Source organism: Sulfitobacter sp. W027, from assembly GCF_025143985.1.
Lineage (GTDB): Bacteria > Pseudomonadota > Alphaproteobacteria > Rhodobacterales > Rhodobacteraceae > Sulfitobacter.
The window spans coordinates 2,519,693-2,533,120 of record NZ_CP083564.1; the positions used below are offsets into that span (position 1 = coordinate 2,519,693).

Consider the following 13,428-nt stretch of genomic DNA (forward strand, 5'->3'; position numbering starts at 1 on the left):
GGACTGTCACGGGGAACTGCGGGGAATCTGCGGGGTTTGGCCGGTGTTTCGATGGAAAAATGACAGTCTGACGACGAACTGTGCAAATTTGTGATCACAGCTTACAAACGTGTGATCACAAAATATGTGTATCGTTCCCGTCCTATCAAAAAAGCGCGCCCCGCAAAGGGACGCGCTTTCAGACTCGGGTGAGTCTATGGCTTACGCAAGGCTCTCGTCGATGCCTTTGCAGGCTTCAACCAGACCTTTGACCGCGTTGACCGAGTTGTCGAACATGGTCTGTTCGTCTTTGTTCATCGAAATCTCGACCACACGCTCAATACCGCCGGCACCGATCACTGTGGGAACGCCCACATAGAATCCGTTCAGACCGTAGGCACCGTCAACATAGGCGGCGCAAGGCAGCACGCGCTTTTGGTCTTTCAAATAGCTTTCAGCCATCTCAATCGCAGATGTTGCAGGCGCATAGAAGGCGGAACCTGTTTTCAGCAGGCCAACGATCTCGGCACCACCATCGCGGGTACGCTGTACGATCGCGTCGAGCTTGTCTTGCGTGGTCCAGCCCATCTTCACCAGATCGGGCAGCGGGATGCCCGCAACGGTGGAATAGCGTACCAGCGGCACCATCGTGTCGCCATGGCCGCCCAGAACGAAGGCGGTGACGTCTTTCATGGAGACGTTGAACTCGGTTGCAAGGAAGTGACGGAAGCGCGCGGAATCGAGCACGCCCGCCATGCCACAGACTTTCTCATGCGGCAGGCCAGAGAATTCACGCAGCGCCCAGACCATCGCATCAAGCGGGTTGGTGATGCAAATGACAAAGGCGTCGGGGGCGTGCTTGGCAATGCCCTCGCCCACGGATTTCATAACTTTGAGGTTGATGCCCAGCAGGTCATCGCGGCTCATGCCCGGCTTGCGTGCAACGCCAGCGGTCACGATGCAGACGTCCGCGCCTGCGATGTCCGCATAGTCCTGGGTGCCCGACATGGTGGCGTCGAACTTGCCCGAGGGGCCGGACGACGCGATATCGAGAGCTTTGCCCTCAGGTGTGCCCTCGGCAATATCAAAAAGGACGACATCGCCCAGTTCTTTCAGTGCTGCGAGATGGGCGAGAGTGCCGCCGATTTGCCCCGCGCCAATAAGCGCGATCTTGGGTCTGGCCATGGTCATGTCTCCGACAGAGGTTTCATTTGCGCCGGAGATACCGAAATGCACCGTCCCGTGCAAGTTCGACCAATCGCAGGTTGCTAAGCCCTGTAGCTAAAACGAAAAAGGCCGCCCCGAGGGGCGGCCAATAGCTCAAGTCTAAAGCGAAGGCTTATTCGCCTTGGTACTCAGGCTGCGATTCCAGACGCTCTTCGGTACTGTCGATGTAGATACGTACATCATCACCTTCGACGTTTTTCAGGATCTGCAGTTCATCAAAGGTCACGGCAACTGGCTTTTCACCCAGACCGAGGAAACCACCAACGTTAATCACGACACGGTCGATCTTGCCGTCGTCCCCGATCAGCAGGGTGTCGATCTCACCGACGGTTTCGTCGTTGGCGCCGTATACATAGGAGCCTTCAAGGTCTTCGGCTGTCATCTGCTGGATCATTTCAGCTTCGGCAGCGGCATAGCCTTCACGCTCAACTTCGGGGCGCGGCAGCATTTCACGCTCAACGGTTTCGTCACCGGTGATGACTGTGGTGTTCTCACCTTCAACGGCTTCTTCGGTCTCAGCTTCGGCATTCTCAGCCATCTGCTCAGCTTCTTGTGCCATTTCTTCGGATTCGGCCTCTACTTCGTTGGCCATTTCTTCGGTCTCGGCTTCGGTTTCTTGAGCCATTTCTTCGGTCTCAGTCTCTACCTCAGCAGCCGCTTCCTCAGTCTCGGTCTCAACTTCGTTGGCCATTTCCTCGGTTTCGGTCTCGGCTTCGTTCATTGCCGCGCCGTCCATGGCTTCGCCTTCTACCATCGGACGCTCGAATTCAGGTGCCTGTTCCAGCATCTCTTTCGAGGTGTTCACGACCAAGAAGCGCTCACCGTCTTCGTCAGCCAGAATTTTGATCTTGTCCATGGCAATGGAGACGTCACGCTCGCCCATACCAAGGAAGCCGCCAATGCCGAGGATCACGGCAGTCACGTCGCCATCTTGGGACACGATAATGTCGTTGATCTCACCGATGTCGTCCCATTCTTTTTCAGCATCTGCTGCGAGGGTCGCGTCGGCTTCGACTTCAGCTTCCGAGTTGTAGATCCGCATGCCGATCAGGTCGGATGCCAGGAAGTCTGTCTGCTCAACGGCGACGTTGCCAAAGCCTTCGGAATGCGCGTCAGCAAAGGCTGCGCCGGACATGGTCAGTACGATGGCCGTGGTGCTCAGAAAACGTTTCATTGTAATACTCCTTCCAGATAGCGAGCGTTGTTCGCTCTTCTGGAACCACAACCCGGATGGCCTCATCCAGTTCCAAGGCGGCTGAAATAAATAGCTTTGACCACCCTACCCCAAACACGAGAAGGGCGGCCAATGGCCGCCCGCGCTTTAACTATATAATAGTGTTGTCAGGCGTCATTGCCCTTTGCCGGCAGCCCTTCGGCCAATTCTTCAAATCCCTGCCCCGACGCGACCAGACAGGTGATCCCATTGGTGCCGGTGACCGTGATCGTCCAACTGCCGGTCTGGTCAGAGGCAAAAACCTCAACCACAGCATAATCGCCGCCCAGCCCCATCGACTGCCGCGTTTCGCCATAGCCATCGGCCAGCCGCAGCACCACATGATCGCGCGGGGCGCAATTGCGGGGCGTCTGCGCCTCGGTCGTCGTGGCCAGCACGAGGGCCGACGCCGCGGTCAGGGCCGCAAGGTGAAGTATCTTCATTAGACGGGTCATAGCATCTGCCTTCGCGTCAAAAGGCGTGGCCCCTGAGGTTGGCCATGCGTTGTCTTTCGCACCGGCCCGCGGGCTGCCTTGGTTGAAATGACTGCACCTGCCTGTCGTGATCCTGCTGCAGATGCGATGCCAGTCAGACTGCGCCCTAGGCCTGAAGGAGTGGTTAACCCGCAGCCCGGAACAGCTACGCAACAGCGCTCGCTGCAATGCGGCATATTTTGCCTTGAAGTTTTTGCACAAAAATGCCCCTCTGTGCGCAACAATGTTAGGCGGCCCATGTGCCGCCCTGCCCGAGGAGCCCTACATGACCGCCACAACCCGCCCGCTGCGTTCCGTTCTCTACATCCCCGGTTCCAAGCCACGCGCCTTGGACAAAGCGCGCGGACTGGCCTGCGACGCGGTGATCTTTGACCTCGAAGACGCCGTTTCCTCCGAGGAGAAAGTCGCCGCACGTGAAACACTGGCTGAGGCGCTGGCCACAGGTGGCTACGGCGCGCGGATGCGGGTGGTGCGGATTAACGGGCTGGATACCGAATGGGGGGCAGATGACGCCCGTGCCGCCGCTGCGATGAAACCTGATGCGATTCTGCTGCCCAAAGTCGGCTCCCCTGCAGATCTCGAAGCGCTGACAGAGATTGTCGGCGACGTGCAACTCTGGGCGATGATGGAAACCCCCGGCGCGATGTTGAACGCCGTCGCCATCGCCGGACATCGCCAGTTGCAGGCTATGGTCATGGGCACCAACGATCTGGCGAAAGACCTGCAAACCCGCTTCCGTCCCGATCGCCTGCCGCTGATCACCGGTCTTGGCCTCTGCCTGCTCGCGGCCAAGGCGCATGGCGTGGCGATCATCGACGGCGTGTATAATGCGTTCAAAGACGAGGATGGGCTGCGCGCCGAATGCGAACAGGGCCGCGACATGGGCTTTGATGGCAAGACCCTGATCCACCCCGCGCAGCTCGAGATCGCCAATGCGGCCTTCACCCCATCGGAGGACGAAGCCGAACTCGCCCGCCGCCAGATCGACGCTTATGAAGAGGCGCAGGCCGCTGGTCAGGGCGTGGCGGTCGTCGACGGAAAGATCGTGGAAAATCTCCATGTTGCCACCGCCCGCGAAACACTGGCAAAACTGGCGGCAATTGCAGCCATGAGCCCGGAGCCCTCGCCATGACAATCCTTATCCTCGGTCTGATCCTTTGGATCGGTGCCCATCTTTTCAAACGCCTGATGCCCGCCCAACGGGCGCAGATGGGGACCGCGGGCCGAGGCGCGGTGGCCGCCGCACTGGTCGTGGCGCTGGCCCTCATCATCTGGGGCTACCGCGCGGCGGAGTTCATTCCGGTCTGGAACCCGCCGAGCTTCCTGACGCACCTTAACAACCTTCTGATGCTCATGGCCTTCTGGGTCTTCGGCTCAAGCGCCGCCAAGGGGGCCAAGGCCTGGCCCGCCTATAAAACCCGCCACCCGCAACTGCTGGCCGTGAAAATCTGGGCCACTGCGCACCTACTGGTGAACGGTGATCTCGCCTCCATCCTGCTCTTCGGCACCATGCTGGGCTGGGCGGTGAGCGAGGTGATCCTCATCAACCGGGCCGAGCCGGGCTGGACACCCCCGCCCCACGCAGGCCGCGCCACCTATATCCGCCTCATCGTGATCTCCACGATCCTCTTTGTTCTCGTCGCCGGCATTCACACATGGCTCGGCGTTATCCCCTTTCCCAATTGATCCGGAGCCTCCCATGAAAGTTTACCGCTTCCTCTCCGAAGAAGACACCTCCGCCTTTTGCCACAAGGTCACCGATGCGCTGAACAAGGGCTGGGAGCTTTACGGTACCCCGACCCAAACGTGGGACCACAAAGCCGGGGTCATGCGCTGCGGCCAAGCCGTGGTGAAGGACGCCCCCGGCACCTATTCGCCCGACATCAAACTGGGCGAGCAGTAATGAGCAAGACCAACCGCGGCCGCTTTTTCGAGGATTACCGACTGGGCGAGGTGCTGCATCACGCGGTGCCCCGCACCGTCGGCGCGGGCGAACGCGCACTCTATCATGCGCTATATCCCGCGCGTCACGCGCTCTATTCCGCCGATAGTTTCGCCCAGTCCTGCGGGCTGAAGGCCAGCCCGCTCGACGATATGATCGCCTTTCACATCGTTTTTGGGAAAACCGTCCCCGATGTCTCGCTTAATGCCGTGGCAAACTTGGGCTATGCGCAGGGCCGCTGGCTGTTGCCCGTTTGGCCCGGAGACACACTGCGCGCCGAAAGCGAAGTGATCGGCCTTAAGCAGAACTCCAACGGCAAGACCGGCGTTGTCTGGGTCCGCACCACGGGGCTGAACCACAATGACGAAAGGGTGCTGGACTATGTCCGCTGGGTCATGGTCCGCAAAGGCAATCCCGACGCCCCGGCGCCCCAGACCACGGTCCCCGATCTGCCCGACGCCCTGACCGTGGATCAATTGCGCATCCCGCAGGGCCTCGATTTTACCAACTACGACTTCACCCTCGCCGGAGAGCCGCACCGCTGGGGCGACTACGCCGTGGGGGAGAAGATCGACCACGTGGACGGCGTGACGATCGAAGAGGCCGAGCACATGATGGCCACCCGTCTGTGGCAGAACACGGCCAAGGTGCATTTCGACACCTCCGCCCGCCCCGATGGCTCGCGGCTGATCTATGGCGGTCACGTCATCTCCATGGCGCGGGCGCTGTCGTTCAACGGGTTGGCCAATGCGCAGATGGTCGTGGGCCTCAACGGCGGGGCACATGCCAACCCCTGTCTGGCCGGTGATACCGTCCGCGCGTGGTCCGAAGTGCTCGACAAGGCCGAGACCTTTGCCCCCGGTATTGGGGCCATACGCTTGCGGCTAGTCGCCACCAAAGGCGGCGCACCGTTTGAACTGCGCGACGACGCGGGTAAATACCGCCCCGAGGTTTTGCTTGACCTCGATTACTGGGCGCTCATGCCGCGCTAAACCACTGGTCTGCCCTCTCGGGCAGGCCAGCTATCCCCCGCATTACAAGCAAAAATCAGCCGATTCGGACGTGTTGAGCGGATTTGTGATCACACGCATTTACCGTGTGATCACAAATGACATTTTTAGCTGGTCAAACCCAGCTTTCTCCGAAAAAACCCTTACAGGAACGAGAGTGAACCCCATACTACGGGGCAACTGGAACAGAAACGGGACCGTTTTCATGAACATCCACGAATATCAGGCAAAAGCCCTCCTGCGCAGCTATGGCGCCCCTGTCTCCGAAGGCCGCGTTGTGCTGAAGGCAGAAGATGCCAAAAACGCAGCCGGCGAAATGGACGGGCCGCTTTGGGTTGTCAAAGCGCAGATCCACGCAGGTGGCCGCGGCAAAGGCAGCTTCAAAGAAGCCTCCGCTGGCGAAAAGGGCGGTGTGCGCCTTGCCAAATCCGTGGAAGAAGCCGCTGAAGAAGCCAAAAAGATGCTGGGCAAGACGCTGGTCACGCACCAGACCGGCCCCGCAGGCAAGCAGGTCAACCGCATCTACATCGAAGATGGTTCCGACATTGAGCGTGAGCTGTACCTCGCCCTGCTGGTAGACCGCCAGACCAGCCGCATCTCCTTTGTCTGTTCCACCGAAGGCGGCATGGACATTGAAGAAGTCGCCGAAGCGACGCCTGAGAAAATCCTCAGCTTCTCCGTCGATCCGGCCACCGGCTACCAGCCCTACCACGGCCGCCGCGTTGCCTTTTCGCTGGGTCTTGAGGGCACCGCTGTCAAGCAGTGCGTCAAGCTGATGGGTCAACTCTACCAAGCCTTCATCGAGAAGGACATGGAGATGCTTGAGATCAACCCGCTAATCGTCATGCCCAGCAACGACCTGAAAGTGCTCGACGCGAAAGTTGGCTTCGACGGCAACGCCATGTACCGCCAGCCCGACATCGCCAACCTGCGCGACGAGACCGAGGAAGACTCCAAGGAACTCGAAGCATCCAAGTATGACCTGAACTACATCGCGCTCGACGGTGAGATCGGCTGCATGGTGAACGGCGCGGGTCTTGCCATGGCGACGATGGACATCATCAAGCTCTACGGTGCCGAGCCTGCCAACTTCCTCGACGTAGGCGGTGGTGCCACCAAGGAAAAAGTCACCGAGGCCTTCAAGATCATCACCTCTGACGAGAACGTCAAAGGCATCCTCGTGAACATCTTCGGCGGCATCATGCGTTGTGACGTCATCGCCGAGGGCGTTGTCGCCGCGGTGAAAGAAGTCGGTCTGAAAGTGCCGCTGGTTGTCCGTCTCGAAGGCACCAACGTCGAAGAAGGCAAAGCGATCATCAACAACTCCGGTCTTGACGTCATCGCCGCCGACGACCTGAAAGATGGCGCGCAAAAGATCGTGAAAGCGGTCAAAGGCTAAGCCCTTACCCGGCCATTCCTACAAGCCCCCGCGCCTGCGGGAGTGGCCGATACCACCGTTCTTGCCGCCCCGCTGCGGCAGGGGCAAATGCGACGAAACAGCGCCGCGCAAACCCAAGGATGCAACGAGGTCAGCATGGATCAATCTCCCAAATCCTCTCCCGTTCTCGCGGGTATTGCGCTATTGGGGGCCGGGCTTTTGATCCGGCAATGGCAACCTGATGCCCTGCGGCTGCCCGAGCCTGAGAACAGAAAACGCCTCGACCGGGGTCTGGCCCGCGCTGCGCGCAAATCGCGTGACGGCTTGGCGATGATCTTGCCGTCCAACCTCACCGGCTCCATTGGCCGGAGCCTGATGGTGATGGGCGCCGGTTTGTTGACCCTGCGCGCTCTCGATTTTCTCGCCGACGATAACGAGCGTCTTTTCTGATGTCGCTGATGCCACCCCTCCTCCTGACCGGCCTTTTGGCCGCCCCCGCTTTTGGCGGACCAGAAGAGGTGGCGATCTCAAGCTTCAATGACTGGTGCTTCAAGGCTGGCCAGACCGAGGCGCAAGCCCGCGCTAATATGACCGTCGATGATTCACCTTTCGCCCTCACCTTCTGGGACGACAGCCTAGAGCCACGCCCAAATGACGCCCCGCGCGGTGTAGAGCGGCGCTGCGAAGTGGCCTTTGATGGCGATCACACCACTGCGGCCATCACCGCCCTGCGCGCGCAAATGGCCACCCCGCCCGTTTTTGGCGATGCGATCCCCCTGCCCGACACCCATAGCGCCGCCCCCGGCACCGCGTTGATCGAGGGGCGCGAATTGCTGCGCGGTCGCGTGGCCGTGGTGCATATTGGCACCCGCCAAGCGGAGGGCGCAACGCAGACCTTCATGGCTGTTGACCGGCTTTATGATGGGCTTGGTTTGACCGGAGAGGTGTCACAATGACCGCCTCTCAACGCCAGGGCTGGACCCTTTTGCTGACGCTAGGGCTGGCGTTTGCCATGCAGATGTTCACCGTGAACACACTGCCCATCGCCACTCAGGAAACTTTGCTGGCGGAAGGTGGCTTTTACGAAAGCCTTTCCGTTGTGGGCTACCTGCTGTGCATTGCAGCGCTGATCTGGACGTTACGCGGCGCGGTTCTGCGGGTCTGGTACCTACCGCTGGTGCTGGCCGTCATGGCAGCACGCGAGCTCGACCTCGACAAATCGCTGTTCACCCGCGGCCTGTTCAAGGCCCGGCAATATACCGGCGCAGACGTACCACTGGGCGAACGACTGGTCGCGGCGCTGATCCTCGCGATGATCATCTGTGCAATCCTGCTGATGCTGTGGCGCCACGTCCGGCCTTTCCTTGCAGCCCTGTTTCAGGGGCGGGCATGGGCCGGGGCCGTGTTGCTCGGGATCGGTTTCACCGTGATTTACAAACTGCTCGACGGCATCGCCCGGAAACTCGCCCCCTTGGGGATCGAAATTTCTGCCGATGCCGAACGCACCGCCTTCGTCGTCGAGGAGATCGGGGAGCTTGGCATCCCGGTCATGTTCCTCGCCGCCATCCTGCTGTGGCCCGGCAACCCGCCAACCACAGCGCATCCCACCAACCGGGCGCACCGCGTCTGACGCCCCCGGGGCCCGCCCCCGGGATTAAATATCACCGACCAAGGAAGAAATCATGGCCGTACTAGTCAACGAAAACACCAAAGTCATCTGTCAGGGTCTGACCGGCTCGCAGGGGACGTTCCACACCGAACAGGCCATCGCCTATGGCACCAAGATGGTTGGCGGCGTCACACCCGGCAAAGGCGGTCAGACGCATCTAAACCTGCCCGTGTTTAACTCCGTGCACGAAGCCAAGCATGTGACCGAGGCGAACGCCTCCGTGATCTACGTGCCGCCCCCCTTCGCCGCCGACTCGATCCTTGAGGCGATCGACGCCGAGATGGAGCTGATCGTCTGCATCACCGAAGGCATCCCGGTTCTGGACATGGCCCGCGTCGCCCGCGCGCTCGAAGGTTCCAAGTCGCGCCTCATCGGCCCAAACTGCCCCGGCGTTATCACGCCTGACGCCTGCAAAATCGGCATCATGCCGGGCCACATCCACCGTCGCGGCTCGGTTGGCGTTGTATCGCGCTCGGGCACGCTTACCTATGAAGCGGTCAAGCAGACCACCGACATGGGCCTCGGCCAGTCTTCTGCTGTCGGCATCGGCGGCGACCCGATCAAAGGGACCGAGCATATCGACGTGCTGGAAATGTTCCTCGCCGACCCAGAAACACAGTCGATCATCATGATTGGCGAAATTGGCGGCTCCGCCGAAGAGGAAGCGGCACAGTTCTTGGCCGACGAAAAGAAGAAAGGCCGCTGGAAGCCGACCGCTGGTTTCATCGCGGGCCGGACGGCCCCTCCCGGCCGCCGTATGGGCCACGCAGGCGCGATTGTCGCCGGTGGCAAAGGCGACGCGGAGAGCAAGATCGAAGCGATGAAAGAAGCCGGTATCGTCGTGGCAGACAGCCCCGCGACACTGGGCGAAGCGGTCAAGGAAGCGATCGGCAAGGGTTAACCCCTTCGGGCTGGCCCTGCGGCCGCCCCATTGAAAATGACCGCGGAGGGCTACCCTCCGCGGTACGAGACCAAAACGACCACCCGGCGGCGCCGATAGCGAAGGAGGGCACAATGGATTTTCAAACTGCGATCAAGACCTGCCTGACGGAGAAATACGCCCGCTTTCAAGGCCGCGCCCCGCGATCTGAGTATTGGTGGTTCTTTCTGGCTGTCGTCATCGGCGGCATTGTCACTTCGCTGATTTGGTGGGCGTTGAACCTCGTCTTTACGCTGGCGGTGATCATCCCCCTTCTGGCCGTGGGCGCTCGGCGCTTGCAGGACACGGGCAAACCGGGCTGGTACATTGCCCTTCCGGCGGGCCTGAGCCTGCTGACCAGCCTGTTTGCCCCCGCCATGCCCGACCCCGATGCGATGATGATGGGCAGCGATTCAGCCGCTTATATGGAGAATATGGACGCGATGATGGGCGGCATGGCAGTTTTTGCCGTTCTGGGCCTCATCCAACTCATCGTTTCGCTGATCTTCCTGTGGTGGCTGACCCGCCCTTCCGACCCCAATACCAATGCCTATGGCCCCCCGCCTGCGGCCTCACTATAGACCGACCCTGATTCTGACCCCGTCCCGTCTGCCCCGCCGAACAAAGGTGACCCAATGACCGACCAACCCGCCAACGACCAGTTCCACGCGTCCTCTTTCATGGAAGGCGAAAACGCGGAGTATCTTGAGGCGATGTATGCCCGCTATGCCAATGACCCCAATGCGGTCGACGAAGCATGGCAGGCGTTTTTTGCAGCGATGGGCGATGACGCCGAAACCGCGCAGGCCGAGGCCGCTGGCCCCTCTTGGGCGCGCCGCGATTGGCCGCCAGCGCCTGCGGGCGAGGTGATGGGCGCATTGACGGGCGTCTGGCCCGAACCTGCCGAAGCACAGGCCGCGGGCGACAAGATCAAGGCCAAAGCCGTCGAGAAGGGGGTTGAGGTTTCCGACGCACAGGTCAAACAAGCCGTGCTCGACAGCATCCGCGCGCTGATGCTGATCCGCGCCTACCGCATCCGGGGCCACTTGGCCGCCGATCTCGACCCGCTGGGCATGCGCGACACTGGCAACCAGCCAGAGCTAGATCCGAAGTCCTACGGTTTCACCGATGCCGACATGGACCGCCCGATCTTCATCGATCAGGTGCTGGGCCTTGAAGTCGCGACCATGAAGCAGATCGTCGACATCGTGCGCTCCACCTACTGCGGTACCTTCGCGCTGCAATACATGCATATCTCCGACCCTGAGCAGGCCGGTTGGCTGAAGGAACGGATCGAAGGCTACGGCAAGGAAATCCACTTCACCAAAGAAGGCCGCAAGGCGATCCTAAGCAAGCTGGTCGAAGCCGAGGGCTTCGAGAAATTCCTGCACGTCAAATACATGGGCACCAAACGCTTTGGCCTTGATGGCGGCGAAAGCCTTGTTCCCGCGATGGAGCAGATCATCAAGCGCGGCGGCCAGTTGGGCGTCAAAGACATCGTTATCGGCATGCCCCACCGGGGCCGCCTGTCGGTGCTCGCCAATGTGATGCAAAAACCCTACCGCGCGATCTTTAACGAATTCCAAGGCGGCAGCTTTAAGCCTGACGATGTGGATGGTTCGGGCGATGTGAAATACCACCTCGGCGCGTCCTCGGACCGTGAGTTTGACGGCAATTCGGTTCACCTGTCGCTGACCGCCAACCCCTCGCACCTTGAAGCGGTGAACCCTGTGGTGCTGGGCAAGGTCCGCGCTAAGCAGGACCAGCTGAACGACAAGGACCGCACGGCGGTGATGCCAATTCTGCTGCACGGCGATGCGGCTTTTGCTGGCCAAGGGGTCGTGGCGGAATGTTTCGCGCTTTCGGGCCTCAAGGGTCACAAAACCGGCGGCACGATGCATATCGTGGTGAACAACCAAATCGGCTTCACCACTGCGCCGCATTTCTCGCGCTCCTCTCCCTATCCCACCGACAACGCGCTGGTGGTCGAAGCACCCATCTTCCACGTCAATGGCGACGATCCCGAAGCGGTCGTCCACGCCGCCCGTGTGGCCACCGAATTCCGCCAGAAGTTCCACAAGGACGTGGTCATCGATATCTTCTGCTACCGCCGCTTCGGTCACAACGAAGGCGACGAGCCGATGTTCACCAACCCGGTGATGTACAAGAGCGTCAAAAAACAGAAAACCACGCTGAGCCTCTATACCCAGCGTCTGGTGGCCGACGGTCTGATCCCTGAGGGTGAGATCGAGGACATGAAGACCGCCTTCCAGAACCAGCTCAACGATGAGTTCGAGGCCGGGAAAGACTACCGCCCGAACAAAGCGGACTGGCTGGATGGCAAATGGTCCCACATGGACAAAAAGAAGAAGTCCTACCAGCGCGGCAAGACGGCCATCGCGCCCGAAACCCTGCAAGAAGTCGGCAAAGCGATCACCAGCGCACCGGATAAATTCCCGCTGCACAAGACCATCGGGCGCCTGCTCGAAGCGAAAAAGCAGATGTTTGAATCCGGTGAAGGCTTTGACTGGGCCACGGCTGAGGCCATGGCCTTTGGCTCCCTGCTGACCGAGGGCTACAAGGTCCGCCTGTCGGGCCAAGACAGCACGCGCGGCACTTTCAGCCAGCGCCATTCGGCCTTCGTTAACCAAGACAACGAAGACCGCTACTACCCGCTGAACCACATCCGCGAGGGTCAGGCCGAGTATGAGGTCATCGACTCGATGCTCAGCGAATATGCGGTTCTGGGCTTTGAATATGGCTACAGCCTCGCCGAACCCAACGCGCTGACGCTTTGGGAGGCGCAATTCGGCGACTTCGCCAACGGCGCACAGATCATGTTTGACCAGTTCATCTCGTCAGGTGAAAGCAAATGGCTGCGCATGTCGGGCCTCGTCTGCCTGATGCCGCATGGCTATGAGGGTCAAGGGCCAGAGCACTCCTCGGCCCGTCTGGAGCGTTTCCTGACGATGTGCGGCGGCGACAACTGGATCGTGGCGAACTGCACCACTCCCGCCAACTACTTCCACATCCTGCGCCGCCAGTTGCACCGTAGCTACCGCAAGCCGCTGATGTTGATGACCCCGAAATCCCTGCTGCGCCATAAGCTTGCCGTCAGCAAGGCCGAGGAATTCACCACCGGCTCCAGCTTCCACCGGGTCCTTTGGGACGACGCGCAGCACGGCAATTCCGACACCAAGCTGGTCGCGGATGACAAGATCAAGCGCGTCGTCATGTGTTCGGGCAAGGTCTATTACGACCTGCTGGAAGAGCGCGACGCCCGCGGCATCGACGATGTCTACATCCTGCGGTTCGAACAGTTCTACCCCTTCCCCGCGCAATCCGCGGTCAAAGAGCTGGAACGCTTCAAGCAGGCCGAGATGATCTGGTGCCAGGAAGAGCCCAAGAACCAAGGTGCCTGGACCTTCATCGAGCCCAACATCGAATGGGTTCTGGGCCGCATCGACGCCAAACATGGCCGCGCCTCCTATGTGGGCCGCGCCACCGCCGCCTCGCCCGCCACGGGTCTGGCTAGCCAGCACAAAGCACAACAAGCTGCCCTCGTCGACGAGGCGCTGACCATCAAAGGAAACTAAG

14 protein-coding genes are annotated in these 13,428 nt (G+C 60.5%); 11 read left to right on the plus strand and 3 right to left on the minus strand.

Translation table 11 applies throughout. From position 1 onward, the window contains the following. Positions 1-201: 201 nt before the first annotated feature. The 3 genes from mdh to K3759_RS12420 all read right to left on the minus strand — a co-directional run bounded on the left by mdh (position 202) and on the right by K3759_RS12420 (position 2,874). Positions 202-1,164: a malate dehydrogenase gene (gene mdh, locus K3759_RS12410; RefSeq protein WP_259982206.1), complete on the minus strand. Its 963-nt coding sequence runs from the start codon at positions 1,162-1,164 to the stop codon at positions 202-204. 154 nt (positions 1,165-1,318) lie between these two features. Continuing rightward, entirely contained in the window at positions 1,319-2,380 is a 1,062-nt protein-coding gene (locus tag K3759_RS12415) for a PRC-barrel domain-containing protein (protein ID WP_259982208.1), read from the minus strand. A gap of 167 nt (positions 2,381-2,547) precedes the next feature. Beyond that, a complete protein-coding gene (locus K3759_RS12420) occupies positions 2,548-2,874 on the minus strand; it encodes a hypothetical protein (protein ID WP_259982210.1) in 327 nt (108 codons plus the stop codon). A 304-nt stretch (positions 2,875-3,178) separates the two neighbouring features. Here K3759_RS12420 and K3759_RS12425 point away from each other — a divergent pair, with 304 nt between their 5' ends. From K3759_RS12425 to K3759_RS12475, 11 genes are all read left to right on the plus strand, one after another. Beyond that, positions 3,179-4,045 carry a CoA ester lyase gene (locus tag K3759_RS12425; protein WP_259982212.1) on the plus strand — a complete coding sequence of 289 codons (867 nt, stop codon included), beginning with the start codon at positions 3,179-3,181 and terminating at the stop codon, positions 4,043-4,045. Further along, on the plus strand, positions 4,042-4,599 hold the full coding sequence (locus K3759_RS12430) for an NnrU family protein (protein ID WP_259982215.1): 558 nt from the start codon (positions 4,042-4,044) through the stop codon (positions 4,597-4,599). The genes K3759_RS12425 and K3759_RS12430 overlap by 4 nt, the downstream gene beginning before the upstream one ends. Before the next feature lie 13 nt (positions 4,600-4,612). Beyond that, complete coding sequence (locus K3759_RS12435; RefSeq protein ID WP_259982218.1) at positions 4,613-4,816, plus strand: DUF1737 domain-containing protein; 204 nt, start codon at positions 4,613-4,615, stop codon at positions 4,814-4,816. Further along, the gene (locus K3759_RS12440; protein WP_259982220.1) at positions 4,816-5,847 is read left to right on the plus strand and encodes a MaoC family dehydratase; all 1,032 of its coding nucleotides are present in this window, start codon (positions 4,816-4,818) and stop codon (positions 5,845-5,847) included. Before K3759_RS12435 ends, K3759_RS12440 begins: the two co-directional genes overlap by 1 nt. Before the next feature lie 223 nt (positions 5,848-6,070). Next, the gene (gene sucC, locus K3759_RS12445) at positions 6,071-7,264 is read left to right on the plus strand and encodes an ADP-forming succinate--CoA ligase subunit beta (RefSeq protein WP_259982221.1); all 1,194 of its coding nucleotides are present in this window, start codon (positions 6,071-6,073) and stop codon (positions 7,262-7,264) included. 135 nt (positions 7,265-7,399) lie between these two features. Beyond that, positions 7,400-7,693 carry a hypothetical protein gene (locus K3759_RS12450; RefSeq protein WP_259982223.1) on the plus strand — a complete coding sequence of 98 codons (294 nt, stop codon included), beginning with the start codon at positions 7,400-7,402 and terminating at the stop codon, positions 7,691-7,693. 8 nt (positions 7,694-7,701) lie between these two features. Next, on the plus strand, positions 7,702-8,199 hold the full coding sequence (locus K3759_RS12455) for a hypothetical protein (RefSeq protein WP_259982226.1): 498 nt from the start codon (positions 7,702-7,704) through the stop codon (positions 8,197-8,199). After that, the gene (locus K3759_RS12460) at positions 8,196-8,873 is read left to right on the plus strand and encodes a hypothetical protein (RefSeq protein ID WP_259982228.1); all 678 of its coding nucleotides are present in this window, start codon (positions 8,196-8,198) and stop codon (positions 8,871-8,873) included. The genes K3759_RS12455 and K3759_RS12460 overlap by 4 nt, the downstream gene beginning before the upstream one ends. A gap of 52 nt (positions 8,874-8,925) precedes the next feature. Continuing rightward, positions 8,926-9,813 carry a succinate--CoA ligase subunit alpha gene (gene sucD / locus K3759_RS12465; protein WP_259982229.1) on the plus strand — a complete coding sequence of 296 codons (888 nt, stop codon included), beginning with the start codon at positions 8,926-8,928 and terminating at the stop codon, positions 9,811-9,813. A gap of 113 nt (positions 9,814-9,926) precedes the next feature. After that, complete coding sequence (locus K3759_RS12470) at positions 9,927-10,412, plus strand: DUF805 domain-containing protein (protein WP_259982231.1); 486 nt, start codon at positions 9,927-9,929, stop codon at positions 10,410-10,412. Between the two features lie 54 nt (positions 10,413-10,466). Continuing rightward, a complete protein-coding gene (locus K3759_RS12475) occupies positions 10,467-13,427 on the plus strand; it encodes a 2-oxoglutarate dehydrogenase E1 component (protein ID WP_259982233.1) in 2,961 nt (986 codons plus the stop codon). The last annotated feature ends 1 nt before the right edge of the window (position 13,428 follow it).